We start from the raw sequence: 25845 nt of genomic DNA on the forward strand, positions 1-25845 counted from the left end.
GGTTAATGAGGTGTAGGCTTATTGTGGGGGATTGGTGGGTAACTGTCAAAGTTTATCTATGCTGATTACAGTTGTTAAAACACCGGCGCATAAGCAAAGTTAATTAATGCAATTAGCCAGTAAGCATTGCCGTTACAGATATTGCTGTATTCAGGCTGAATGCAAATTGGCTATCAAGAAAAATCTTTAGATAGAAGCTCAGCGCCGTACAAAATGCTGCAAATCATAAGCAATATTGTTTTTACTGCTGATATGACTGCTGCTTTCTGTTTGCCGCCATTCATTGGCGTCAATTACTGGAAAAAAGGTGTCACCCATAACGCTCACATGAATTCTGGTTAAGCGTAAATCTGTGGCCATCGGCATCGCCTGAGCGTAAATTTGCGCTCCGCCCATAATGATGATTTCCGGACAATCCGCCAGTTGCTGAATTGCCTCTTCGATACTGTGACACAAAATAGCCCCGTTGAATTGCTGCTCTTGCTGCCGGCTGATAACATAGTTTGGCCGCCCCGGCAGCGGTTTCTTCGGCAGTGATTCCCAGGTTTTGCGCCCCATCACCACGGGCTTCCCCATGGTGTAATTTTTAAAAAATTCAAAATCTTCAGGTACGTGCCAAGGAATACGGTTGTTTTCACCGATACAGTTGTTATCAGCCAATGCGGCAACTAAGGTAATTTTGTTGTGTTTATTCATACTGCTACAGGGGCTTTAATATGGGCATCCGGATGATAATCAGAAAGTGTAAAATTTTCAAACTGGAAAGAAAACAGGTCTTTAATCTCGGGATTAAGGTGCATTTGCGGCAGCTTTTTCGGGCTGCGGCTTAATTGCAGCTTCGCCTGTTCGAAGTGATTGCTGTACAGATGAGCATCACCCAGTGTATGAATAAATTCACCTACTTTTAAATCACATACCTGAGCAATCATCATTGTCAGCAAAGCATAGCTGGCAATATTAAATGGTACGCCCAGAAAAATATCCGCACTACGCTGATAAAGCTGGCACGACAGTTTGCCTTCGGCGACATAAAACTGAAACAGCGCATGGCAGGGAGGCAAGGCCATTTCGTCTACTAAAGCCGGATTCCACGCAGAAACAATCAGGCGGCGGCTATCTGGATTGGTTTTAATCTGTTGCAGCAGATTGCTTATCTGGTCGATATGGCGGCCATCCGGCGCAGGCCAGCTACGCCACTGATAACCATATACCGGGCCCAGATTGCCATCGGCATCAGCCCATTCATCCCAGATGGAAACATTGTGCTCATGCAAGTAGCGGATATTGGTATCCCCACGTAAAAACCACAGTAATTCGTAAATAATGGAGCGTAAGTGCAGCTTTTTGGTGGTGAGTACAGGAAAGCCATCAGCCAGATTAAAGCGCATCTGATAGCCGAATACCGAGCGGGTACCGGTGCCGGTACGGTCTGCCTTATCTACACCGTGGTCGAGCACGTGTTGCATTAAATCAAGATACTGTTGCATGCGGATTATCCAATACAAAATAGGGCAATTGTAGCTTAAATTGATACAGACTGGCTGATGCTGCTGTTTTTCACCGCCTGCCATGCTGCGGTAATCAGGCTGGCATTGTTATTTTTTAACAATGCAGCGTCGGATAACATGCGCCGCCACTGGCGTGCACCATGCAGCCCGTGCATCAGCCCCAGATAATGCCGTGCCATATGGCGTAAAGAATGATCTGGCTCAGCCAGTTGCTGCTGCGTATAGTCGATTAACTGCTCAACCAGCGCCTCATATTCAACGGCAGGCTGCCTGCTGCCATAAAATTCAGCATCCCAACTGCGCATCAGCATCGGATTATGATAAGCCTCGCGCCCAACCATCACACCATCCACATATTGCAGATGCTGGCTGATTTGTTCATTGGTGGTAACGCCACCATTAAGAATAATTTCCAGATCAGGAAATTCCTGTTTCAGACGATAAACGTAATCATAACGCAGCGGCGGAATATCACGATTATCTTTGGGAGATAAACCCTCCAGCCATGCATTGCGCGCATGCACAATAAAAATACGGCAGGCTGTTTGCTCGCGTAATGTACCAACAAAATCGGCCAGCGGCTGGTAGGCTGTTTCTTTATCCAGTCCAATACGGTGCTTGATGGTTACCGGAATGGATACAGCATCCTGCATCGCATTCAGACATTGCGCTACCAGCGCAACTTCGCGCATCAGACAGGCACCAAAGGCACCTTGCTGTACCCGCGGGCTGGGGCAGCCACAGTTCAGATTGATTTCATTGTAAGCATAACCGGCGGCAATTTTTGCTGCCTGCGCCAAAGCTGCGGGGTCACTGCCGCCTAGCTGCAAGGCAACAGGCTGCTCCTGCGGGTGATAAGCCAGTAATTTATCGCTATTACCATGAATGATTGCATTGGCATTAATCATTTCCGTATACAGCCATGCGTTTCTGGAAATCAGTCTGGCCATATAGCGGTAGTGCCTGTCTGTCCAGTCCAGCATGGGCGCCACAGACAAGGTTCTTTTCGGCTGAGGGCTGTTATCAGGCTGACAACCACTACCTTGCACAGAATCATCTGTACTGCTTAACTGTTTACTTTCTTGCATAATCCAGCATTCTTAAAACATCAGTGAAATCAAGCTGAGCCAGAAACTCAGCTCAGCCATTCCCCCGTATTCATTTTCTCATAAAGCTAGATTATACATGGCTTAACTAAGCAGCTTACCTTTACTGCATGCTAAAAATGAATCTTTGCATCAATCTCTAATTATTTAAGTAGTTTAACGCAGCGGCATTTCAGACTTAATCAACCTGATTTGTTTCCCTTGCTGTTTTTTCTTGAAATGATTTTGCAGCCATAATTTATGCTGTAATTTACACTGCGGGCCTAAATAAATATTATCAATATGATTTTCTACATTAGTGTATTCAACATACAAACTATTAGCAGACTGGTAATCCTGTGGTTCTACAATATTTTCGTCACCAATATGAGTAATATAAATCATGCGGCATTCGTCTTCGTCTTCAAAGGCGGCATGTTTTATCAGACAGGAAATGGGTAATACGGCCAAACTAAGCAATTGCTCCAGATTGGGTATCTTTTGCAATTCTTTATCTTCTAAAAGCTCTTCCATTAATTTTTTTATTTCTTTTAGCTGTTTGCGAATAATTTTTATTTTTTCCTCTTCGTTTAATGCATCAATATATCTTTCCCATTCATCGTCTATGGCAGCAGTTTCTTTTTTTTCGTCGCACATTTCCAGATAAAACGATTGCTTATTGCGTTTGGCTAGAGACATATATTCAGTTTTTGGGTCAAAATACAGGCAACGATATAATGGTAAAAAATGGAGGCTATAATCATTATTATTTTCAATTTTATCTGAGTTGGTTTTCAATTCATCAAATTGATATGAAGGAAAAGAAGAATTATTTTTCATTTCAATTTTTTTATTATTAATACTACGCTCTGTATCCCATCCAAAAAATGACTGATTAAAAGCAATACTTACGCCGGAACCTAAGATATTATCTTCATTGCCGTATAAACGGAACTGGTTTAAAGAATTATGATTAAACGAAAAACTGGCTAAAAAACTTTTGATCTCATTATCCGAATTATTAGTGATATTCAGCCAGTTGGTTAATACCTGATTTTCACTGGGGTCATTCATAAAATCTACGATATTCAGCCGGAATTTACTGGGATTTTTTCCTTTAAGCAGATTAAACAAGACTACTGGCTTGGTATAATGGGCAACGCGCCGTTCTGGCTCTTTTGCTTCTGTGTCATTATTTGATGAATTATCTATATTGAAAGAAACTAATAATGTTTTTTTTATATCATTTGCTAACGTACAAATATTTTTAATATTAGCAAGAATTGATTCTTTTAAATTCTCTTTATTTAAAATAAAGTTTGGATTAATATCAATTAGTTCTGATATTACTCTGGCTGAAACATAAATATAAGACGTAGAACTGCAATATTTGATTTTATTATAATAATCTCGGGCTTTATTGCTGTCGTTTTTATGAAAAAAATAAATATTAGCTAGCTGGGACTGAGCTGTAGAATAAGCTTCCTGATAGTCACTTTCTAAAATATTTGAATAAGACTCAATGGCTTTAACCAAATTATTTTTCTTATACTCATAAATAAAACCCAAATTAAATTGAGCTCGAGCATAAGCTTCAGGACTGTCCTCTCTGATGATATTTATCCAGCAGGCTTCAGCCTTATCATAATCGTGTTTTTTATTATAGTAAAAAAATCCTAAATTAAACTGGGCATTAGCATAATTATCAGGATGGTCTTCTCTGGTGATATTTGAGTAACAGGCTTCGGCTTTAGCATAGTCGGGTTTTATATCAGTATATAAAAATCCTAAATTAAGTTGAGCTGTAGTAAAACTATCAAGATAGTCTTCTCTGGTGATATTTAAGTAACAGACTTCAGCCTTATCATAATCGTGTTTTATTTCATGATAAAGAAGTCCTAAACATAATTGAGCACGAGCATAGATTTCAGAACCATCTTTTCTTGTGATGTTTGAATAACAGACTTTAGCCTTATCGTAATCATGTTTTCTTCCATCATAAAGGAGTCCTAAACATAATTGCGCACGAGCATAGATTTCAGAACCATCTTTTCTTGTGATGTTTGAGAAACAGGCTTCAGCCTGATCATAATCGTGCTTTATATCAGCATATAGAAATCCTAATTTAAATTGAGCTTTAACATAAATCTTAGGGCTGTCTTCTTTGGTAATATTTGAGTAATGGACTTCAGCCTGATCATAATTGTGTTTTATATATTTTTTATTAGTATAGAGAAGTCCTAATTTAAGTTGAGCTTGTGCATAAATTTCAGTGCTGTCTTCTCTGGAGATATTTAAGTAACAGGCTTCAGCCTTATCGTAATCGCCTTTTATTTCATCAAAAAGAAGTCCTAAATTTAATTGGGCATTAGCATAAACTTCAGGGCAATCTTCTCTGGTGATGTTTAAATAATAAGCTTCAGCCTGATCATAATTGTATTTTACATTATCGTAGATCAATCCTAATTCAAATTGGGCATCTGCATATGTTTCATTCCCATCATTACGTGTAATTTGACTGAGTTTCTTAATCAACGCATCAATATCATTATTTTCCATTACTAATCCTGTTTTAGCTGGTTTCAGGTTTTTGTAACTGAACTTTAAGTTTGCTGCCTAAAATAAAATTATCTTGTTTAAATTTAACGAATAATTATATTTAAAAACCGTCTTAAATAAAACTGTATATGACTATTGTTGAGGTAGCAGGTTTAATATTGCCTGAGATAAAACACTGTAGCGTGGCGATTACTAATGTGTAGTTATATGCATAAATATCTGTTTAAGTTAATTAATTGTGTGATTTGCTTATTTTGCAATGATATTTGTAATTAGCTGCAAAAGTGGGCTTTAGCCATTGCAGGCGCATGATTGTCTCTCTATGATAAGTTTTTGAAGGATAAGAATTTAGCAGTAGTTTAATTTAATGCTGTTGTAAACAGTAAACAAACAGAATGGAGATGGTTATGAGTGACAATGGATTCGTTGATAAAGCCAAAGGCGAAGTAAAAGAAAATGTTGGTAAGGTAGTTGGTGATACTAAAACTCAGTCTGAAGGTATGGTAGACAAGGCTGTTGGTGGTGTAAAAGACGCCGTTCACGATGTCTCTAATGCGATAGATGGCGCTGTTGATTCGATTAAGAAAAAATTTCAGGATTAATATCTGAAATGATAAATAAGCCGCTCAACAAGAGCGGCTTATTGGTGATGGGCTTAAATATTTTAATTGATGGTTTATTATTAATTTATTTCTGCTCCTCCAGATCTAATCCTTTTATTAAATCTGGATATTGATTAATGATCTTTTCAGTGGCATCAATAACAATTCGATTACGATACAGGATTAAGCTGAAAAAAATCAGATTGATTCCAATTATAATACCAAAAGCATAATAAAATATTGCCGAACCGATACTTGAACTCAAAATAAATAGTATTAGTAATAGCAATATGGGCAGAATGTATATAAAAATAATTGACCGTGCTGTGCTGTTCATAAGTCTTCTTAGCTGCAATTTATTTTTCTTGCTTTGTTTTTTAGTGAAAATGGATCATAATAATAATAATTTAAATCGTTTTTATTCCATATAACTCGTCTGAGGCCTTTATGGTGAACTCCTTGTACAACATAAAGATTGAATAAAAGCTCTATATCATCACTATAATTTTCTTCCCAAAAATCTATTTGGCTTAAATCCAGATACTTTAAATAAGGTACAGTCAGTAATGCCAGCTTTCTTTCCATGGGGCTGGCATTTTTATCATTAAGCTCTTTTCTGGTTGTGATTAAGTACTCTGCAATTTTTTTCATATCGTCTTCAGACGGAATAAATTGTTATGAGAAAAATTCATGAATACAACTCATAGGAAATAGAAATATTAAAGATTTGATCATTGAAATAATATCCATTTTCGAATTTACGTTTAGATAGATATTGATTTATGTTTACGTGATTTAACTTTAAGGTAATAGGTTATTTTTTGTCAAAGATTATATTGATTTAGAGTGTGGTTTATTTTGAAATTTTTATGCATTAATTAACAGATTGCCAATCACACTCGCGGCTACGAATGCAAACAGATAAATGGCAATCTGATTGGTAGAAATGGCTATTTTAGTGGCCAATAAGTTCAGTAGTAAAAGGATAAACGCTTGTTTATGGTGCTGCTGATTCAGTTAAGCAGTACGCTGTGTACGGGATAATATCAATATCTGGTGCTTAGGCGTACTTGGGTTTGGTTTTTATGCTGCTGCAATCTATCTGCAAGGCAAACCGGCGGGCAGGGAAGATGCTAAGTTTAAAGAGGCATTTTGTTGGCTGGCCTGAAACGTACCAGTACCTGCCAGTATCACCATGATTAGAAAAAATAGCATGAAAAATCCTGCTGCCTGACAGCCAGTAGTATGTCTACGCATAGTTGTGCTGTTGAAGCTGGTATCGGGATGGGGGTATCAGTGCATTTTATTGCTTTGGCTCAAAATCTGGTTTATGTGCGTAATGATATTGGCTGTAATCAATCTAGCTGGTGGGTTATCTATGCTGACTTTGTTTATTAGCATAAGAGTAGTGGCTGATTTTATTGGTGAATTATTGATAGAAAATGAGCAATGGCTTTGCTGGATAATTTTGTTTGGATAGTCTGGTTTGATTTTAAGCTGATGTGGCTGCAATAATATTTTATGGCAGGCTGATTTTTATAGATAGGATTGATTGCCAGTTAAATATTAAATTAATGCCGGGTTGTTTAAAGGAAATAGATATTCTGCTTAGAGAGTATATTTTGGTTGTCGGGTCAGGAGGGGTGAACGGGTGGATATTAAGGTTTTACGCTATTTTCTGGCGCTGGCCAGACAGGAAAGTGTGACGGCTGCGGCCGATTATTTGCATATTACTCAGCCAACGCTGTCGCGCCAGCTTATGGAGCTGGAAGAAGAGCTGGGGAGTAAGCTGTTTATCCGTGGCAGCCGGAAAATTATGCTGACTGAAGAAGGTATGCATTTGCGCCAGCGTGCTGAGGAAATTCTTGAGCTGGTGAACAAAACTGAAGCTGAATTTCACCAGTCTGATAAAACGCTTAGTGGTGATATTTATATTGGCTGTGGTGAAACAGACGCTTTAAGGCTGGTAGTGAAGGTGATTAAGGCGATGCAGTTGGATTATCCGCATATTCGTATTCATATTTATAGTGGTAATGCTAATGATGTGACGGAGCGGATTGATAAGGGCTTACTGGATTTCGGGGTGTTGATTGATCCTGCTTATCTGGAGAATTATGAATCTTTGTGTCTGCCGCAGAAGGATAGATGGGGCGTATTGATGAGAAAGGATGATGAGCTGGCTGAGCGTGATTTTATCCGGCCGGAAGATTTATGGAGCCTGCCTCTGATTATGTCGAGACAGAAGTATGTGAGTGACAGTATGGCCAGATGGATAAAAAGGGATTATAACAAGCTTGATGTGGTTGCTACGTATAATCTGATTTTTAATGCGGCGTTGCTGGTGGAACAAAAGGTGGGCTATGCGCTGTGTCTGGACAAGCTGATTAATACTACCGGGGAAAGTGTGTTCTGTTTCAGGCCGCTGGAGCCGCTGCTGGAAGTTGATGTTAATGTTGTCTGGAAAAGATATCAGTTATTTTCGCGGGTTTCTGCTTTGTTTTTACAACGCTTGAAGGCAAGTTTTTGTGTTTAGTGATGGAATCTGCGGTTAGTTTTATGCAAGGCTATACCTGCACTCATAAACTAAGCTTATGGTGCAGGTAAGCAGAGATTTTTTAAACATTAATGATATGTTTTTTTGTTATGCTGTGGTGTTAATGCAGATTTGCCTTGAAGAATGAAACCAGTTTGTCAAATGGAATCAGGTTGACGCGGTCGTACAGATCAACGTGTCCCGCATTTTTGACATAGTAAAGCTCTTTAGGTTCGGCAGCACGGCGGTAAGCATCTTCGCTGAATTCTTTGGAATGGGCTTTATCACCGGTGATAAATAATAATGGCCGCGGAGAGATGGTTTCTATGTCGTTGAAAGGGTAGAAGTTCATGAATTTAGTGTTGCTGGTCAGAGTGGGGTGGGTGGTTAATTCAGGTTGAGAGCCAGCCGGGGTAAATTCGCCACGCGCGGTGCGGTAAAAATCATAAAATTCATGTGCGATTGGGCTGTCTTTGGCGGTAATTTGCCCTTTATTGATGGAACCGCTGGTATATAAAGTTTTACCGCCGGTAAATTCTATGTAACGCTGTTCTGCTGCTTGCTGAAGAATTTGTTTTCTCTGTTGCAAGGTGAGTGAATGATTGAGGCCATTGCGATTCGCGGCACCCATGTCGTACATGCTGACTGTGGCGATGGCTTTGAAACGCGGGTCGATTTTGGCGGCGCTGATGGCAAAACTGCCACTGCCACAAATACCGATTACGCCTATATTGTTGCGGTCTACAAAAGGCTGGGTACCTAAAAAATCGACGGCGGCACTGAAATCCTCGCTGTACATGTCGGGCAATACGGCGTTGCGTGGTTGTCCTTCGCTTTCACCCCAGTATGATAAGTCGATTGCCAGTGTGACAAAGCCCTGTTCGGCCATTTTGGTGGCGTATAAATTGGCGCTTTGTTCTTTTACTGCGCCCATGGGATGGCCGACAATGATAGCCGGGTATTTTGTGTTCGCCGCTAATGTTTTCGGCATAAACAGATTGCCAGTCACTTTCATTTTATACTGATTGAGAAAGCTGACTTTCTGCATGGTTACTTGTTTGCTTTGATAAAAGTTATCTGCGTTGTTTGACATATTGGCTCCAATTGATAGTGGGGGAAACAGTCCGAAAAAACTGAGACATATGGTTATGAAAATTTTCTTTTTGAGATAAAGGCAGATGTTTTGCATGATTTGAAAGTCTCTTTGTTGAATAGGGTGAAGAGTAAGTTATGAAAATTGTTTTGCTGTTGTGCGGGTATATAGTGCAAAGCTGGTTTTGATTAGTACTAGTGCGGCGATAAAAATTAGTGCGGAACTTAAGAAAATTCCCGGTATGCCCTGATGGTCATAGATGAAGCCGCCTATGGCCGCAGCTAAGCCAATGGCAAATTGTATGGCTGCGACAGACAGGCCGCCCATCATTTCGGCTTTGTTGGCCAATGTAATGGCTATCCATGTCGACCAGCCGACAGGCAGAAAACCAAACATGAAACCCCATGCAACAATAAGTGCTGAATCGGTGGCCGGATTGTTGTGGCTGAACAGTAATGTAACGGCCAGAATAAATAAAATGATGTGGCTGATTATCATGGTTGGTTTAAAGTGTTTATGCATTATCCATCCGGCGATAATGGTGCCGGCAAAATTGCCGATGCCGAAAATCAGTAACAGTATGGATAAGGTATTAGCTGGCAGGGCAAGGGTATGTTGCAGAAAAGGTCTTAAGTAGGTGAAGAAAATATGATAGCCGCCATAGCTGAATATGGTGGCCAGCATTCCGGTGGCTACCCATGGCTGTTTTAAGAGTAAGAGCATTTGTTTAAAGTTGCTATCAGCTTGCGCCGGTAGGGCGGGTAAGGAGAGGAATTGCCAGATAAATGCGGTAAGGCCTAAAAGTGCGGTAAGCAGGAAGATGCTTCTCCAGCCGATTAGATTACCCAGATAACTGGCCAATGGCAGGGAAATGATGGTTGCCACGGATACGCCGGCGTAGACGATGCTGAGCGCGCGCGAAATTTCTTTTTCCGGTACCAGTTGTATGGTAACAGCGGATGCTAATGACCAGAAACTGCCGACACATAGCCCTAATATGCAACGTCCGCTAAGCAGTAGAATATAGTTTGGGGCAAAGGCAATTAATGTATTTGCTGCTATTAACATGGCAGACATGATTAATAAAACTGTGCGCCTGTTGGTGGTTTTGGCTACTGATGAAAGGAAGAGGCTGGCTATTACGGCAAAAATACCTACTGCGGTAACAGTTTGCCCTGCCATGCCTTCAGTGATGTGCAGGGATTTGGCTATTGGTGTTAGCAGGCTAATCGGGACAAATTCGGCACTGATGAGGCTGGTAACGCCCATGAATAATGAGAAAACGGCAGACCAGTGTGCTGTTGCTGGTGGCTGATGGGTTTGCTGCTGCATTATTGCTGAATCTCCGTTATCTGGTTTGTGCAATTGATGTGGTATTCGTTTTTTAGAGTCGTGTAGGCATTTACTATGTTTTTTGTGGATGTTTTATTGGCTGATTGATTCTTTCAGGCTGTTTTGAAAAGTATAAGTAGCTAAAATTTCTGTGTAAAATACTTATACTTTATGGTAATTGATGCCCGAAAAGCATGGTTTGATGACTTTTTAAGGATGATATGTACTGAAATTTGCTTGGGGGCGTGAAGTAAATGCTGGCTTTAGATGGCGAAGATAAGTTACTGAAAACATGATAGATGATGCAATCAGCTTGTAGTGGGAAATCAGATTTAGTATGAAAGTATTGCTGTTATTTTTTCTGAAAAATGTGTTTTTTATTGCTGGTGGCGGGAATAAGCTGGGTTTTGGAGCTAGAGGATGCTGAAAAAGAAAAAGCCTTGTGTGAACAAGGCTTTTTGGTTTGCATTAATATGGTGGGTGCGCTGTTATTCCCACTCAATGGTAGCAGGTGGTTTGCCGCTGACATCATAAACCACGCGGTTGATGCCGCGGACTTCGTTGATGATGCGGTTGGAAACGCGGCCGAGTAAATCGTAAGGCAGGTGTGCCCAGTGGGCGGTCATGAAGTCGCTGGTAATGACTGCACGCAGGGCAACTACGTATTCGTAGGTGCGGCCGTCTCCCATGACGCCTACGGATTTTACCGGCAGGAAAACGGCAAATGCCTGACTGGTTTTGTCGTACCAGGATAGGCCATCTTCATCACAGGTATTACGCAATTCTTCGATAAAGATGTGGTCGGCACAGCGCAGTAAGTCGGCATACTCGCGTTTAACTTCGCCCAGAATACGCACGCCCAGACCGGGGCCGGGGAAGGGGTGGCGATATACCATGTCGCGTGGTAGTCCCAGAGCTACGCCTAGTTCGCGCACTTCGTCTTTGAAGAGGTCGCGCAGTGGTTCCAGCAGTTGCAGGTTGAGTGTTTCCGGCAGGCCGCCCACGTTGTGATGGCTTTTGATGGCATGCGCTTTTTTGGTTTTGGCGCCGGCGCTTTCAATAACATCAGGGTAGATGGTGCCTTGTGCCAGCCATTTGGCGTTTTGGCGTTTGCCGGCTTCGCGCTGGAAGACTTCGACAAATTCGGCACCGATGATTTTGCGTTTGCGTTCGGGGTCGGTTTCGCCGGCGAGTTTTTCGAGGAAATCGACAGAAGCATCGACGTGAATTACGTTTACGCCAAGGTTTTTGCCGAACATGTCCATAACCATTTGCGCTTCCTGATAGCGCAACAGGCCATGATCAACGAAAACGCAGGTAAGCTGGTCGCCGATGGCACGGTGAATCAGGGCTGCGGCTACGGATGAATCCACGCCACCGGAAAGACCCAGAATAACTTCATCGGTGCCTACCTGCTCGCGAATTTTGGTAATGGCTTCTTCGATGTAGTTTGGCATTGTCCAGCTTGGTTTGGCCTGACAGATGTCCAGTACAAAACGGTTGATTAGTTCACGCCCTTGTTTGGTATGGGTAACTTCGGGATGAAACTGTACGCCATAGAAGTGTTTCTGCGGGTTTTCGATGATGGCATAAGGGCAGCTAGGGGTATGGCCAATGCTTTTGAAGCCTTCTGGCAGTTTGCTTACTTTGTCGCCATGGCTCATCCATACATCCAGTGTGTTGGGCTGGTTGTCGAAAATACCATTGGTAAACTGGCTGTCTTCTGTATGCACCTGAGCATAACCGAATTCGCGCTGGTCGCCACCGCTGACTTCACCACCCATGGTGTGTGCCAGCCATTGCATGCCATAGCAGATGCCAAGAATGGGGATACCCAGATTAAGGATTTCTGGATCGGCCTGATAGTCTGATTCGTATACTGAATTGGGGCCGCCAGACAGGATAATGCCTTTGGGGGCGAATGCCTTGATGTCGGCAATGGGCATGTCGAATGAATGTAATTCACAATAAACATGAGCTTCACGTACGCGCCGGGCGATGAGCTGGGTTACTTGTGAACCAAAATCGAGAATTAAAATTTTATCCTGATTCATGCTAGGCTCTTGACAGGTGTTTGAGTATGAAGCGAGTTATTTTAACACTTTTCTGCTTTTATTTCTGCAAGTGCTCTGTATGGGGAAAACTAATATTGTGAAAAATATGCTATCTATCTGGATAAAATAATTAATGTATTTGTTTTATGGCTGCTGTTATTCGGTTTTGCTGTTTTGTGGGGTGGATACTTTTATGGTTTTTATTCAGCTTCTCTTTTCGATTTTTTGTCAGAAGTTTCAGGATGCTGCTAAACCGATTCTGATAGTCGTAACTTAATGTTTTACCAAATTCCATATAGAAATACTTTTTTGTTAATGATGGGTTTAGGTGTAAATGTTATGCAAGAGTTTAATGGTATTAACTTCTCTGTCCAGTCCGTTAGTTGTTCTGATAAAGTTGACTGATTACAGATAGTGGATATGTGCTTATTGCCGCTAATAAAAATATTAGCACGCTTAAATCTTCATTATTTATTAGATTGCTAGCCCACAAAGCAGGGGTATGAAAGTATTTACTCCGGCAAAAAAACAGCTAAATGCTTGTGTGGGCTATTGAATTACATCGCTATTACTGCATGATTTTTAAGTCTTTGGGTTGATAACTCATGCTATTGCTGAATGTTATTTTTTCCAATAAAACCTAGCAATAAATTATTGACGAGGAAATGCTATTATTTTATTGATGATGGAGTCGGATTTAGCGGCATTTGCGCGGGCTTTCACCCTTGAGCTCTTCGTTGGTGCGGAGGTCGTAAATACGAATAGTAGCTTTGGGAAAGGATGCACATAGGGAGTTTTTAACGGTGTAGATGCCGGTGCCATGTGCCAGCAATTTCATTTTAGGTAATAAATCTTTACCATTTTCATCTTGGGCAGTAAGGCGATAATCTCCGTTGATTGTTATACAGCCGCTTAATAATAGCAGCCCTAAAAGATAAGCAGTTTTTTTCATCGCTAATTTCTCTTTTTTGTTATTGAAAACAATGGTTATGTTGTACTTTTAAGTTTTAAATATAACATATTTTAGTAGGTGTCTGTTTAGTTAAATTTGCAGGAATGTGGTATGGGGTGGATGAGTAGGTAATGATGTACTTTTTAATTTATTTTGAGTTGTTTTTTTGTTTTGGCTTTTCTGGCAGTTATTGATGGCTTTTATTTTATGGATCAAATGGATGGGATGGCGATTATCAATCAGATTTAAATTTTATTAAAAAGGGAAATTGAAGAATATCAATTTCCCTTTTTAATATTTTATGATTTGGCATGTGTTAGCGAGCCTGTTTTATTAGCCGTTGTTTTTCACGGTTCCAGTCTTTTTCTTTGCTGCTCTGGCGTTTGTCGTGCTGTTTTTTACCTTTGGCTAAGCCCATGTCGATTTTGACATAGCCATGGCTGTAATGCATGTTGACGGGGACGAGGGTATAGCCACTGCGTTCTACTTTGCCAATCAGTTTGTTGATTTGAGATTGATTCAGTAGAAGTTTCCGCTGGCGTACCGGATCGGGTTTGACGTGATCGGAGGCGGTAGGCAATGCAGTGATGTGGCTGCCGACTAAGTAGAAGGCACCTTTTTTCCACTGGATATAGCTTTCCTTGATTTGCACCCGGCCTGCACGAATGGCTTTGACTTCCCAGCCTTCCAGAACGATGCCGGCTTCTATCTGTTCTTCAATAAAGTAATCGTGAAAGGCTTTTTTATTGTTGATAATGCTCATATTGGTTTTCTGTTACGTTGTATTTTTGTGTCTATTTTAGCAGAAAGAATGGGCAATGGAGACAGATTACTAATAAAGCTGATGGGAATAGATGGAATAAATAAAAAACCGATTGGGCTAATCGGTTTTTTATCTATTTTAGTTTTCAATTTCCTGTCGATGGGTTTCGGGTAGCAGCAGGACGGCGAGCATGCTAAGCAGGCAGGAAACGATCAGAAACCAGCCAACATACACGGTACCCTGTAAGCTGTATTCTTTAACTAGCCATGCGGCGGTAAAGGGTGTGAGTGAACCGCCCAGAATGCCGCCGAAGCTGAAAGATATGGCTGCACCGGTATATCGTACGTTGGTAGGAAATATTTCCGGTAAAAAGGCAGCCAGTGGTGTCCATAGAATGCCCATAACAAATAAAGAAAAGGACAGAAATATGGCGGCAACAGCAGTACTGTCACAATTGATTAAATCACCGTAGAAGTAACCGATTATTACGGTTAGGATGCCACCGATTAAAAATATCGGACGGCGGCCGATTTTATCGGAAAGCCATGCTGAGACGGGCGAACCTAAAGCCATAAATACTATGGCACCCATCAGGATAAATAGGTAGTCAATTTTGTTGAATAATGCTGCGCTTTGCCATGGATGCTGTGTGGTGGCATATTGCAGGGAAAATACAGTAGACAGAAAAAACAGGGTAAAGCATGACATGGCCGCCAGTGAGCCAAGGATAAGCTGTTTGTAATGCTTACGGACGGTATCAGCCAGCGGCACTTTTACTGCATTCTGTTTGGCAACCATGCTGCGAAAGGCATTGCTTTCAATAATCGACATGCGGACATACATGCCAAGGCCAACTAGCACTATGCTCAGCAGAAAGGGAATACGCCAGCCCCAAGCCATCATTTGTTCGTTGCTCAGGCTTTTGGACAGGATAATGAATATCAGGCTGGCGGTAATAAAGCCGATAGGAGGCCCGATTTGTGGAAACATGGCGAAGAGGGCGCGTTTGCCTCTGGGGGCGTTTTCGGTAGCCAGTAAGGCGGCACCGCCCCATTCGCCACCCAGCCCAAGCCCCTGACAGAAGCGCAGGATGCATAAGCAAATTGGTGCAAAGATGCCAGCTTGTTGGTAGGTTGGCAGAAAGCCAATCAGGGTGGTGCTGATGCCCATTATCAGTAAGGATGCAATCAGGGTGGTTTTGCGGCCGACTTTGTCGCCGAAATGGCCGAACAGTGCTGCACCAATGGGGCGGGCGATAAAGGCGATGCCGAAGGTCAGAAATGAGTGCATGACGGCAAGTGCCGGATCCTTGTTTGCAAAAAACAGGGTATCCAGTACCAGTGCGGCGGCCAGACCGTATATGTAGAAGTCGTAAAATTCTACGGCTGTCCCTACCAGACTGGCAACGGCAACTTTAGTAGGGGAATTTTGGGTGATTTGAGGTGCAGATTCGGGCTGCGATGCGGGTGTGTTAGTCATAATTTTTCTTGGATTCAGGGTTGAAAAAAGCTTGTATATGAAAATGCATACACAAGCTTTTTGTTTGGGTACAAGCTGTCTTAGGCAGCTAAATTAGTTTTTGTCCTGATCAACCAGTTTGTTTTTGGCAATCCATGGCATCATGCTGCGTAGCTGGTTACCGACAACTTCAATCGGATGCTCGGCATTCTGACGGCGACGGGCAGTCATGGACGGGTAGTTGGTAGCACCTTCCACGATAAAGGATTTGGCATAGTCGCCGTTTTGAATGCGTTTTAATGCTTCACGCATTGCCTGACGTGAATGTTCATTTACTACTTGCGGGCCGGTGAAGTATTCACCGTATTCTGCATTGTTGGAAATGGAGTAGTTCATGTTGGCAATGCCGCCTTCGTAGATTAAGTCTACGATTAATTTCATTTCGTGCAGACATTCAAAGTAAGCCATTTCGGGGGCATAGCCGGCTTCTACCAGTGTTTCAAAACCGGTTTTGATTAATTCAACTAGCCCGCCGCACAATACGGCCTGTTCGCCGAAGAGGTCGGTTTCGGTTTCTTCTTTGAAGGTAGTCTGGATAACGCCGCCTTTGGTACCGCCGTTGGCTGCTGCATAGGACAAGGCAATGTCACGGGCACGGCCGGTTGCATCCTGATGTACGGCAATCAGGCTGGGTACGCCGCCACCTTTGAGAAATTCGCTGCGCACGGTGTGACCGGGGCCTTTGGGGGCAATCATGACTACGTCGAGATTTTTAGCCGGAATAATCTGGTTGTAATGGATATTGAAGCCATGGGCAAAGGCTAGGGTGGCATTGTCTTTCAGGTTGGGGGCAATTTCATTTACATATACTGCCGGTTGAAATTCATCCGGGGTAAGAATCATGACTACATCCGCCGCTTTGGTGGCTTCGGCCACTTCACGTACGTCATGGCCGGCATTTTCTGCTTTGTGCCATGAGTTACCGTTTTTGCGTAAGCCTACGATTACGTTTACACCTGAGTCTTTGAGGTTGGCAGCATGGGCATGACCTTGTGAGCCATAACCAATAATGGCTACGGTTTTGCCTTTGATTAATGACAGGTCGGCGTCTTTATCATAATAAACTTGCATGGTTATTCCTTTGGTTTAATGCTGTGATTCTATAATTGGTGTTCGGGTATGGCTTTAAGCCGGTAATTTTGTCAGCGTGTCTGATTAAATACGTAACATGCGCTCACCGCGGCCTATGCCGGCTGCACCGGTGCGAACTGTTTCCAGAATCAGTGTTTTGCCCACGGTATCCAGAAAGGCATCAAGTTTGTTGCTGGTGCCGGTGATTTCTACGGTATAGGTTTTATCAGTAACATCGATGATGTGGCCGCGGAAAATATCAGCCAGACGCAGTACTTCATCGCGGTCTTTACCGGTGGCGCGCAGCTTGACCAGCATTAATTCGCGTTCGACGTATTGGCTGTCATTGAGGTCGATTACCTTGATGACTTCAATCAGTTTGTTTAGCTGTTTGGTTATCTGCTCCATGACCAGATCGTTACCGCTGGTGACGATTGTCATGCGTGACAGGGTTTTGTCTTCTGTGGGCGATACCGACAGAGAATCGATGTTGTAGGCACGGGCTGAAAACAGGCCGACGATGCGGCTCATGGCACCAGATTGGTTTTCCATCAGAATAGATAAAATGTGTCTCATGATGCACTCCGGCTATTCTGTTCGCGGTCACTGCCTGCGGCAGTCGGGGGTTCACTCATATGCGGTGGTAATACCATTTCGTCCAGTCCTTTGCCATTGCCTACCATCGGGTAGACATTCTGGGTACGGTCGGTAATGAAGTCCATGAATACCAGCCGGTCTTTCAGGGCAATGGCTTCTTTCAGGGCACCTTCTATGTCGGCTGCTTTTTCAACCCGGATACCGATATGGCCGTAGGCTTCGGCCAGTTTGACAAAGTCGGGCAGTGATTCCATATAGGTTTCGGAGTAGCGGTTTTCGTAGTACAGCTCCTGCCACTGGCGAACCATGCCGAGAAAGCCGTTATTCAGGTTGATTACTTTGATGGGCAGGCGATACTGGTAACAGGTAGACAGTTCCTGAATGTTCATTTGAATGGAACCTTCACCGGTGATACAGAATACGTCTTCCTCTGGTTTGGCCAGTTTGGCACCCATGGCATAAGGCAGGCCTACGCCCATGGTGCCCAGTCCGCCGGAATTGAGCCATTGGCGCGGCCGCTGAAACGGGTAGTACTGCGCAGTGAACATCTGGTGCTGGCCGACATCTGAGGTAATGAGGGCATTGTTGCCGGTAAGTCTGGCTAATGTCTGGATTACCTGTTGCGGCGTGATGGATTCGCCTGTGCTGTCAAACCACAGGCTGTTGTAGCTGCGCCAGTTTTCGATGGTTTTCCACCATCTTTCCAGTGCATTGCTGTTGAAAGCCAGATTCTGCTTCTGCCACAGGGCGAGTAAATCAGCAAGGACGTTTTTTACATCGCCAACAATCGGCACATCTACTTTAACGCGTTTGGCAATGCTGGAGGGGTCGATATCGATATGGATGATTTTTTTGCCATCATCGGTAAATTTGTCTGGTACAGAGACAACGCGGTCATCAAAGCGTGCGCCCACGGCCAGTACGACATCTGCGTTCTGCAAGGCCAGATTACCTTCATAGCAGCCATGCATGCCTACCATGCCCAGAAACTGACGATTGGTGCTGGGGAATGCGCCCAATCCCATCAGGGTGGATACACAGGGTGTGCCGGTAGACTGGATGAAGTCAGTGAGGACATTGCTGGCATTGCCCAGTATCACGCCGCCACCAAACAGAATAATCGGGCGTTTGGCCGCAGCCATTACCTGTGCTGCTTTTTTTATCTGGCCGGTGTGCCCGTGGGTAACGGGCTGATAGGAGCGGATATTGATGTCTTCCTGTGGATAGCTGAATTTTGCCATTGCCTGTGTGACATCTTTAGGCACATCGATAACCACTACTCCGGGCCGGCCGGTACGGGCAAGCTGGAATGCTTTTTTTACGGTCTCGGCCAGTTCGCTGACGTGTGTTACCAGAAAATTATGTTTCACGCAGGGGCGGGAAATGCCAACGGTATCTACTTCCTGAAACGCATCGGAACCAATGGCGGGTGTGCCAACCTGACCGGAAATAACCACGAGGGGTACTGAGTCGGAATTGGCGGTGGCAATACCGGTAATGGCATTGGTGGCACCCGGGCCGGATGTGACCAGTGCTACGCCGATTTTTTCACCATTACTGGCACGTGAATAGGCATCGGCAGCGTGAACTGCGGCCTGTTCGTGTCTGACCAGTATGTGGCGAAATTTTTTTAACTGAAAGATGGCGTCGTAAATTTCGAGAACTGCTCCGCCGGGATATCCGAAAACATATTCTACATTCTCGGCTTTGAGACTCTGCACGAGTATTTGTGCACCTGAAAGTTGCATATCAACCTCTTATGTTCTAGTAGTCCGACTGACACGTTGCCAATGCATCTTCATCCGGTAAGATTTAATAGATGTAAACAGCGATTTTGGGTACGCGAATACACCTATTGTGATGGACTGTTGGCTCTGCGTCAGATAGTCGGATTAGCAGGTTTGGGTTAGCTAAATGAGTGTTTACGATAAATCAGGTGCTGATGTTAAGCAAGCGCTAATTTTATGAAAATTGCTGTTTTTATGGGGTTTTTAATCTATTTTATGCTGAATTTTTTTATTTATGAGCAATATAATGCTTAATTTGGACAAATTAAACTGTTTATTTTGATTAATTTGTCCAAATTTGAATAAATTATAGGTTTTTGTTAATTATTAAATTTTAGACTTATTGTCCAGTTAGTAGATGATGATATGGGCGCCTGCTGCCTGCGCCAGTTGCATAAGTGTTGCGCTGTTCATATAGGCATGGGCAAGATGGGAAATGTTGGCAACAATCGGTAGATGGGTAATTTGTCTGGCCTTAACAATGGCTTCTACATCGAGCCTGTATGGTGCATTGCGTTCAAGGCTTAATGTTCCGGCTTCACCCAGCATCAGGTGATGGTTGCCTTTGAGGGCGATGTGTTCGGCAGCAATCAGCCAGTCGTCAACCTGATGATGTTTGTCTTTGCACAATACTACCGGGATATTTAGACAACCTACTTCATTGAGCAGGGTACGGTTGGACATCAGTTCTCCGCCCAGATAAATAATATCTGCTTCTGCCTGTAAGGCAGGTTCGAGCTGGCGCACATCTCTGATACGTAACCAGACGGATTTATTGGCCTGATGTGCCTGTGTAATCTGTTGCAGCACGTTAGTGCCTGTTTGCTGTGGTGGTGTATAGGGTGAGGCAGTCTGGTAGAAAGGGTCGATAAATATGTTGTTGTTTTCTGGAAGTTGTAAGCCGGTGGTGCTGGCTACCCGATGACAGTGCTGGCCGCCGAATTGTTGGCCGCGTACGGTGATGATGGTGTCCTGCGGCTGAGTTTCGCGGCTGATGATGCGCCAGTCCTGTAGTATGCGCAATGCTTTTTCAACGCCGGCGAGTGCTTCAAGCTCGCGTGGTTCAAATACTCTTTCGTCGCCAACTGCGCCAATAATGGTACGTTCTTCGCCGTGCGATATGTGTTCATGCAATCCGCGCTGGCGGATAAAGGTGATGACGTTGTTGATCTGGGTTGCTGTTGCCTGACGCTGCATTACGATAATCATGTCGGAAGTCCTTGAGAGCAGTGTTCTGATTGTCAGAAAAAATCAGGATGCTGACAAGTGGCGATTGGTAGGAATCAGAATTAAGCCTGTCTGTTTAGGGTGTCAGCTATTATGGTAAGAGTGCAACAGTGATAGTAAACTATTGTTATTGATGAAATGTGACTTTATTTTATGTGTTAACTTGCGTGAGTAAAATTCGGCGAGTTTCGTGATGCGAAACCAGTAAAACAGTTCAATAATCAGGAATAGATAAATGAAAATAAGAAGACTGTTGTTTGTGTTGGTGGTACTGGTGTTGGTGGGGCTGGCGGTATGGATTAATATGCGCAGTCATACTGCTTTACCGGATGGTTTTGCTGGTGGCAATGGTCGCATGGAGTTAAAACGGCTGGATGTGGCTACTTTATATGCTGGCCGGGTAGTGGAAATGAAAGTGGATGAGGGTGATATTGTAGCCAAAAATCAGGTTTTGGCTGAGCTTTCATCTGATCAGACCAGTAGCAAGCTGGCGGCTGCGCGTGCGGATAAGCTGCGCGCGCAGGAAAATGTGGCTAAAGCAGAAGCGGAAATTGCTGCCCAGCAACAGGCACATAAAGTTGCGCAGATGGATCTGGATAATACGCGCCAGCTCAGATCTGATGAGCTGGTATCTTCGCCGGAATTACGCCGGCGTCTGGCTGACCGCGATGCGGCTATTGCTAAAGTTAAAGCGGCGCAGGCAGCACGCGCTGAGGCACAGGCTGCGGTGAAACAGGCGCAGGCGCAAATTGATGCTACTTCTTCTGCAAACAACGATATGCTGATTCGGGCGCCTAAAGCCGGTCGGGTTGAGTATCGTATTGCTGAAGCCGGTAATGTGCTGGGCGAAGGCTATAAGGTTGTGTCGCTGCTAGACCCAACTGATGTGACGTTGTCGGTATATTTGCCCACGGATACTATTGGTAAGCTGAAGCTTGGGGATGAAGCACGGATTATTCTGGACGGGATGAATGCAGTCTGGCCGGCAAAAGTGGATTTTATTGATTCCAATGCACAATTTACGCCCAAGTTTGTGGAAACGCTGAACGAGCGGCAAAAGCTGATGTATAAGGTCAAGCTAAAAATTCCGCCACAGATTGCGTTGCAATACAGTGGTTTGCTCAAAGGCGGCTTAACGGGTAACGGCTATATCCGTTTAGATAACAGTAAGGCATGGCCGCAGCAGTGGCAGGTTAATCTACCCAGTATGAAACAATCAGCCAAAGGTGCCTGAGATGGAGAGTACTGCCAAAGAGCAGGCTGCGACAGGAGAAAACTGGGCTGTTGATTTACGCCATGTGTCCCATCAATACCGGCAGACGGTGGCGTTGCGCGATGTGTCACTGCAAATCCGGCGCTGTGCCACGGTAGGTCTGATTGGACCGGACGGGGTAGGTAAATCGACTTTGCTGTCGTTGATTGCTGGTGTAAAGATTATTCAGCAGGGCGAGGTGCTGGTATTTGGTGACAGCATGACGGATAAGCACAGCCGTCAGTTGCTAAGTCATCGTATTGCATTTATGCCACAGGGGCTTGGTCAGAATCTGTATCCGACTTTATCAGTTAATGAAAATGTTGATTTCCATGCGCGCTTATTTGGTTTGCGTGGCGCGATGCGGCATGAGCGTATTGCGCGTTTGTTGCAGGCTACGGGGCTGACACCTTTTGCCGACCGGCCGGCTGGTAAGCTGTCTGGCGGGATGAAGCAGAAGTTAAGCCTGTGCTGTGCGCTGGTACATAATCCTGAGTTGCTGATTCTGGATGAGCCAACTACGGGGGTTGATCCGTTATCACGACGGCAGTTCTGGCAGTTGATTGATCAATTGCGGCAGGAAAATCCGGATATGACGGTGATTGTGGCCACTGCCTATTTTGATGAAGCCAAGCGCTTTGAATATCTGCTGGCAATGGATGATGGCCGCCTGATTGTTAATGCACCGACGCAGCAGGTTCTGGAAGAGACGCATACGGATACGCTGGAACAGGCTTATGTGAAAATGCTGCCTGAGTCGAAGCAGGATAAGGCCGGCAGTTTACAGCTAACGCCGTTTGTACCCGATAAGGATTCACCACCGGCTATTGAGGCGAAAGATTTAACCAAGCGTTTCGGGGATTTTGTTGCAGTAAATAATGTAAGCTTTACGATTGAGCGTGGTGAGATTTTCGGTTTTCTGGGGTCGAATGGTTGCGGTAAATCAACAACCATGAAAATGCTCACAGGCTTGCTGGACGCCAGCTCGGGTTCTGCCCAGTTGCTTGGGCACACAGTTGATGCCGATGATATGACGACGCGCATGAAAATTGGATATATGTCGCAGTCGTTTTCTTTATATGAGGAATTAACGGTACGGCAGAATCTGGTTTTGTCTGCTCGGCTATATCGTATGGATACGGCGCAGATTGGCTCTTCGGTTCAGCAGTCTTTACAGCAGTTTGATCTGGTTGAATTTGCTGATATCCAGCCCAGTCAGCTGCCTTTGGGCATCCGGCAGCGTTTGCAACTGGCTGCGGCCTGTCTGCACCATCCGCAGGTATTGATTCTGGACGAACCAACATCAGGGGTTGACCCGGTGGCCAGAGATATGTTCTGGCATCATCTGCTTGATTTATCAAGGCATAATCGCACCACTATTTTTGTATCGACACATTTTATGAATGAGGCAGAACGATGCGACCGAATATCGTTTATGCATCAGGGGCGGGTACTGGCTATTGGTACGCCTGCTGAGTTGTGTGCCAATAAGAATACAGATGATCTGGAAACAGCATTTATTGATTATTTGCAGGAAGCGGTAGACAAAAATCAGAATAACCAGCCAGCAACTGCCGAGCAGAATCCGCCTCAGGAAACCAAACTGGCGCAAACTGCTGGCAAGACAATGAATGTTGATAGTCTTACTTACTGGCTACGGACGGTATGGACGTTTGCTGTACGTGAAGGCAAGGAGTTGCTGCGCGATAAAATTCGCCTGTTTTTTGCTTTGTTCGGGCCGGTTGTTTTAATGATGATGGCTGCGTGGTCGGTGTCTTTTGATGTAGAGCATGTAAAGTTTGCGGTATTGGATCGTGATCAGACGGTGGAAAGCCGTGCGTTAATCGAACATTTTCGCGGTTCGCGCTATTTTACCTTTACCGGTAATCTGCATGATGCCAGTGAAGTTGACCAAACGCTGAAAATTTCGCGAGCCAGACTGGTTATTGATATTCCCCCGCATTTTGGTCGCGATTTGCTGCGTGGTGATAAGCCGGAAGTGGGGTTTTATGTAGATGGTACCATGCCGTTTATGGCGGAAAATATTAAAAGTTTTATTCTGGTGATATTGAACCGCTATGCTACGGCTGAATGGGCTCAGAAAGGTTTGCCGGTATCACTCAAGCCTAATGCGCAGATTGCGCCGCGCTATGTATACAATCAGGATTTTAAAAGTATTTTTGCGATAACACCTGGCATGATTATGATGGCAATGATGCTGATACCGGTTATGATGACGGCGCTGGGTGTGGTGCGCGAGCGGGAAATTGGCTCAATTACCAATCTGTATACTTCTCCGGCTTCGGTAAGGCAGTTTCTGATTGGCAAGCAGATACCCTATGTGTTTGTTTCCTTTATCAGCTATCTGATTCTGGTGTGGCTGGCGGTAGTAGTACTGAGTGTACCGGTACGTGGCAGTTTCTTTGCCATGAGTCTGGGGGCGCTGGCGCTGATTTGTGCCGCCACTGCTTTTGGCTTACTTATTTCCAGTTTTGTTAAGTCACAGGTGGCCGCGATTTTTGGTTCTGCTATCTTATCACTGATTCCGGCGCTGAATTTTTCTGGTCTGCTTTATCCCTTATCCACGCTAACTGGTGTGAATTACTGGTTTGGCTGGAGTTTTCCCACTGCATGGTATCAGTTAATCAGTCTGGGCGGTTTTACTAAAGGTTTGGGCTTTCTGGATTTCGTTAACTATTATCTGGTATTGCTGGCATTCTGTCTGGTGTATGTATTTTTGGCCGGCTGCTTGTTAAAAAAGCAGGAGGTATAGATGCTGCAATGGTTTAAGAATGTGTGGGTACTGAGTATTAAAGAACTGAAAAGTCTGCTGAGCGATGTGGTATTGATTGCTTTGATGGTGGTGGTATTGTCTGTAGCCATATATTCTGTGGCCACCAGTATTTCTACGGAAGTGCGACATGCTTCTGTGGCGGTAATGGATGCCGACCACAGTGTGCTGTCTTACCGGATTCGTGATTCTTTGCTGGAACCATACTTCAAGCCGCCGGTGGAGGTAAAGCGTGAGGAAATTGAGGCGGCTATGGACAAGGGCGATTATGTGTTTGTGCTGGATATTCCGGCTAATTTTGAACGTGATGTGGTGGCAGGGCGTTCGCCTACCATTCAGGTACTGGCTGATGCCACTTCGGTAACTCAGGCCGGGATTGGCTTTAATTATTTAAGCCAGATAATTGATGCCCAGACACGCTCGTTTTTGCGCCAGCCGGTGGCGACTGAATATTCGCCGGTGACTCCGGTGCTGAATATCCAGTTTAATCCCAATGGTGAATCTTCATGGTTTATCGCTACGATGAATGTGATATCGAATCTGACTTTACTGGCAATTATTCTGGTTGGTGCAGCGGTAATTCGTGAGCGTGAGCACGGGACGATTGAGCAGTTGCTGGTAATGCCGGTACACCCCAGTGAAATTGTCATGGCCAAGATTTTTGCCAATGGTGCGGTGATTTCGGTGGCCTCTCTGCTGTCGCTTTGGCTGGTGATTGAGGGCTGGCTGGGTATTCCGATTAATGGTTCGGTGTTTTTGTTTAGTCTGGGTATGTTGATTTATCTGTTTTCTGTGGCTTCGCTGGGTATCTGGTTTGCAACGCTGGCGCCAACCATGCCGCAATTCGGTTTGCTGTGTTTGCCGATATATGTGGTGATGCGTTTGCTTTCAGGCTCGGAATCGCCGCTGGAGAGCATGCCGGCTTTTTTTCAGTATATAACCTGGTTTTCGCCAGAAACTCAGTTTACTCAGTTTAGTCAGGATGTGCTGTTTCGCAATGCCGGGCTGGATATTGTCTGGCCGAAAATAATGATGATGACAATCATGGGTGCGCTGTTTCTGGCTTTGGCTCTGTCGCGCTTTCGTGGCATGCTGGCGCAGCATTCATAATGGTTGCACTA

21 protein-coding genes are annotated in these 25845 nt (G+C 44.2%); 6 read left to right on the plus strand and 15 right to left on the minus strand.

All coding sequences use genetic code 11. From position 1 onward, the window contains the following. Positions 1-198 precede the first annotated feature (198 nt). From GYX26_RS07235 to GYX26_RS07250, 4 genes are all read right to left on the minus strand, one after another. The gene (locus GYX26_RS07235) at positions 199-696 is read right to left on the minus strand and encodes a dihydrofolate reductase (protein ID WP_174828701.1); all 498 of its coding nucleotides are present in this window, start codon (positions 694-696) and stop codon (positions 199-201) included. Then, positions 693-1487 carry a thymidylate synthase gene (locus GYX26_RS07240; protein WP_174828702.1) on the minus strand — a complete coding sequence of 265 codons (795 nt, stop codon included), beginning with the start codon at positions 1485-1487 and terminating at the stop codon, positions 693-695. The genes GYX26_RS07235 and GYX26_RS07240 overlap by 4 nt, the downstream gene beginning before the upstream one ends. Positions 1488-1522: 35 nt before the next feature. Beyond that, positions 1523-2596 carry a tRNA dihydrouridine(20/20a) synthase DusA gene (gene dusA / locus GYX26_RS07245; RefSeq protein ID WP_174828703.1) on the minus strand — a complete coding sequence of 358 codons (1074 nt, stop codon included), beginning with the start codon at positions 2594-2596 and terminating at the stop codon, positions 1523-1525. Between the two features lie 174 nt (positions 2597-2770). Beyond that, on the minus strand, positions 2771-5152 hold the full coding sequence (locus GYX26_RS07250; RefSeq protein ID WP_174828704.1) for a sel1 repeat family protein: 2382 nt from the start codon (positions 5150-5152) through the stop codon (positions 2771-2773). A gap of 407 nt (positions 5153-5559) precedes the next feature. On the opposite strand from GYX26_RS07250, the gene GYX26_RS07255 reads away from it, so the two are divergent. Further along, a complete protein-coding gene (locus GYX26_RS07255; protein WP_100089724.1) occupies positions 5560-5754 on the plus strand; it encodes a CsbD family protein in 195 nt (64 codons plus the stop codon). A gap of 345 nt (positions 5755-6099) precedes the next feature. On the opposite strand, the gene GYX26_RS07260 is transcribed toward GYX26_RS07255, so the two are convergent. Continuing rightward, entirely contained in the window at positions 6100-6405 is a 306-nt protein-coding gene (locus GYX26_RS07260) for a hypothetical protein (protein WP_174828705.1), read from the minus strand. 594 nt (positions 6406-6999) lie between these two features. Between GYX26_RS07260 and GYX26_RS07265 the strand changes: the two genes are divergently transcribed. Both GYX26_RS07265 and GYX26_RS07270 read left to right on the plus strand, forming a co-directional pair. Beyond that, positions 7000-7152, plus strand: a complete 153-nt coding sequence (locus tag GYX26_RS07265) for a hypothetical protein (protein ID WP_174828706.1) — start codon at positions 7000-7002, stop codon at positions 7150-7152. Positions 7153-7405: 253 nt separating this feature from the next. Beyond that, entirely contained in the window at positions 7406-8287 is an 882-nt protein-coding gene (locus tag GYX26_RS07270; protein WP_174828707.1) for a LysR family transcriptional regulator, read from the plus strand. A 121-nt stretch (positions 8288-8408) separates the two neighbouring features. On the opposite strand, the gene GYX26_RS07275 is transcribed toward GYX26_RS07270, so the two are convergent. The 10 genes from GYX26_RS07275 to GYX26_RS07320 form a co-directional block, all read right to left on the minus strand. Beyond that, positions 8409-9380 carry an alpha/beta hydrolase gene (locus GYX26_RS07275; RefSeq protein ID WP_202984296.1) on the minus strand — a complete coding sequence of 324 codons (972 nt, stop codon included), beginning with the start codon at positions 9378-9380 and terminating at the stop codon, positions 8409-8411. A gap of 135 nt (positions 9381-9515) precedes the next feature. Then, the gene (locus GYX26_RS07280; RefSeq protein WP_174828709.1) at positions 9516-10712 is read right to left on the minus strand and encodes an MFS transporter; all 1197 of its coding nucleotides are present in this window, start codon (positions 10710-10712) and stop codon (positions 9516-9518) included. 488 nt (positions 10713-11200) lie between these two features. Next, positions 11201-12766, minus strand: coding sequence for a glutamine-hydrolyzing GMP synthase (guaA, locus tag GYX26_RS07285; RefSeq protein WP_174828710.1), 1566 nt, complete (start codon positions 12764-12766; stop codon positions 11201-11203). Between the two features lie 697 nt (positions 12767-13463). Next, the gene (locus GYX26_RS07290; RefSeq protein WP_100089731.1) at positions 13464-13718 is read right to left on the minus strand and encodes a hypothetical protein; all 255 of its coding nucleotides are present in this window, start codon (positions 13716-13718) and stop codon (positions 13464-13466) included. Positions 13719-14034: 316 nt separating this feature from the next. Continuing rightward, positions 14035-14481, minus strand: a complete 447-nt coding sequence (gene smpB / locus GYX26_RS07295; protein WP_100089732.1) for an SsrA-binding protein SmpB — start codon at positions 14479-14481, stop codon at positions 14035-14037. 138 nt (positions 14482-14619) lie between these two features. Then, on the minus strand, positions 14620-15960 hold the full coding sequence (locus GYX26_RS07300; RefSeq protein WP_100112918.1) for an MFS transporter: 1341 nt from the start codon (positions 15958-15960) through the stop codon (positions 14620-14622). Between the two features lie 93 nt (positions 15961-16053). Next, entirely contained in the window at positions 16054-17070 is a 1017-nt protein-coding gene (ilvC, locus tag GYX26_RS07305) for a ketol-acid reductoisomerase (protein ID WP_174828711.1), read from the minus strand. Positions 17071-17154: 84 nt separating this feature from the next. Then, entirely contained in the window at positions 17155-17646 is a 492-nt protein-coding gene (gene ilvN / locus GYX26_RS07310; RefSeq protein ID WP_100089735.1) for an acetolactate synthase small subunit, read from the minus strand. After that, complete coding sequence (gene ilvB, locus GYX26_RS07315) at positions 17643-19415, minus strand: biosynthetic-type acetolactate synthase large subunit (protein WP_174828712.1); 1773 nt, start codon at positions 19413-19415, stop codon at positions 17643-17645. The genes ilvN and ilvB overlap by 4 nt, the downstream gene beginning before the upstream one ends. A 390-nt stretch (positions 19416-19805) precedes the next feature. Beyond that, positions 19806-20663, minus strand: coding sequence for a chorismate mutase (locus tag GYX26_RS07320; protein WP_174828713.1), 858 nt, complete (start codon positions 20661-20663; stop codon positions 19806-19808). Positions 20664-20916: 253 nt separating this feature from the next. Between GYX26_RS07320 and GYX26_RS07325 the strand changes: the two genes are divergently transcribed. The 3 genes from GYX26_RS07325 to GYX26_RS07335 are packed head-to-tail and all read left to right on the plus strand — an operon-like array spanning position 20917 to position 25834. Further along, positions 20917-21915 carry an HlyD family secretion protein gene (locus GYX26_RS07325; RefSeq protein WP_174828714.1) on the plus strand — a complete coding sequence of 333 codons (999 nt, stop codon included), beginning with the start codon at positions 20917-20919 and terminating at the stop codon, positions 21913-21915. Between the two features lies 1 nt (position 21916). Continuing rightward, a complete protein-coding gene (gene rbbA / locus GYX26_RS07330) occupies positions 21917-24706 on the plus strand; it encodes a ribosome-associated ATPase/putative transporter RbbA (protein ID WP_174828715.1) in 2790 nt (929 codons plus the stop codon). Continuing rightward, entirely contained in the window at positions 24707-25834 is a 1128-nt protein-coding gene (locus GYX26_RS07335; RefSeq protein WP_174828716.1) for an ABC transporter permease, read from the plus strand. The last annotated feature ends 11 nt before the right edge of the window (positions 25835-25845 follow it).

Origin of the sequence: Snodgrassella sp. ESL0253 (assembly GCF_013344965.1) — a bacterium.
GTDB classification, from domain to species: Bacteria; Pseudomonadota; Gammaproteobacteria; order Burkholderiales; family Neisseriaceae; genus Snodgrassella; species Snodgrassella alvi_B.

Coding starts and splice junctions, on each gene's coding strand:
- GYX26_RS07235 (WP_174828701.1), bottom strand. CDS start 696: ATGAATAAACACAACAAAATTACCTTAGTTGCCGCATTGGCTGATAAC.
- GYX26_RS07240 (WP_174828702.1), bottom strand. CDS start 1,487: ATGCAACAGTATCTTGATTTAATGCAACACGTGCTCGACCACGGTGTA.
- dusA (WP_174828703.1), bottom strand. CDS start 2,596: ATGCAAGAAAGTAAACAGTTAAGCAGTACAGATGATTCTGTGCAAGGT.
- GYX26_RS07250 (WP_174828704.1), bottom strand. CDS start 5,152: ATGGAAAATAATGATATTGATGCGTTGATTAAGAAACTCAGTCAAATT.
- GYX26_RS07255 (WP_100089724.1), top strand. CDS start 5,560: ATGAGTGACAATGGATTCGTTGATAAAGCCAAAGGCGAAGTAAAAGAA.
- GYX26_RS07260 (WP_174828705.1), bottom strand. CDS start 6,405: ATGAAAAAAATTGCAGAGTACTTAATCACAACCAGAAAAGAGCTTAAT.
- GYX26_RS07265 (WP_174828706.1), top strand. CDS start 7,000: ATGTCTACGCATAGTTGTGCTGTTGAAGCTGGTATCGGGATGGGGGTA.
- GYX26_RS07275 (WP_202984296.1), bottom strand. CDS start 9,380: ATGTCAAACAACGCAGATAACTTTTATCAAAGCAAACAAGTAACCATG.
- GYX26_RS07280 (WP_174828709.1), bottom strand. CDS start 10,712: ATGCAGCAGCAAACCCATCAGCCACCAGCAACAGCACACTGGTCTGCC.
- guaA (WP_174828710.1), bottom strand. CDS start 12,766: ATGAATCAGGATAAAATTTTAATTCTCGATTTTGGTTCACAAGTAACC.
- GYX26_RS07290 (WP_100089731.1), bottom strand. CDS start 13,718: ATGAAAAAAACTGCTTATCTTTTAGGGCTGCTATTATTAAGCGGCTGT.
- smpB (WP_100089732.1), bottom strand. CDS start 14,481: ATGAGCATTATCAACAATAAAAAAGCCTTTCACGATTACTTTATTGAA.
- GYX26_RS07300 (WP_100112918.1), bottom strand. CDS start 15,960: ATGACTAACACACCCGCATCGCAGCCCGAATCTGCACCTCAAATCACC.
- ilvC (WP_174828711.1), bottom strand. CDS start 17,070: ATGCAAGTTTATTATGATAAAGACGCCGACCTGTCATTAATCAAAGGC.
- ilvN (WP_100089735.1), bottom strand. CDS start 17,646: ATGAGACACATTTTATCTATTCTGATGGAAAACCAATCTGGTGCCATG.
- ilvB (WP_174828712.1), bottom strand. CDS start 19,415: ATGCAACTTTCAGGTGCACAAATACTCGTGCAGAGTCTCAAAGCCGAG.
- GYX26_RS07320 (WP_174828713.1), bottom strand. CDS start 20,663: ATGATTATCGTAATGCAGCGTCAGGCAACAGCAACCCAGATCAACAAC.
- GYX26_RS07325 (WP_174828714.1), top strand. CDS start 20,917: ATGAAAATAAGAAGACTGTTGTTTGTGTTGGTGGTACTGGTGTTGGTG.
- rbbA (WP_174828715.1), top strand. CDS start 21,917: ATGGAGAGTACTGCCAAAGAGCAGGCTGCGACAGGAGAAAACTGGGCT.
- GYX26_RS07335 (WP_174828716.1), top strand. CDS start 24,707: ATGCTGCAATGGTTTAAGAATGTGTGGGTACTGAGTATTAAAGAACTG.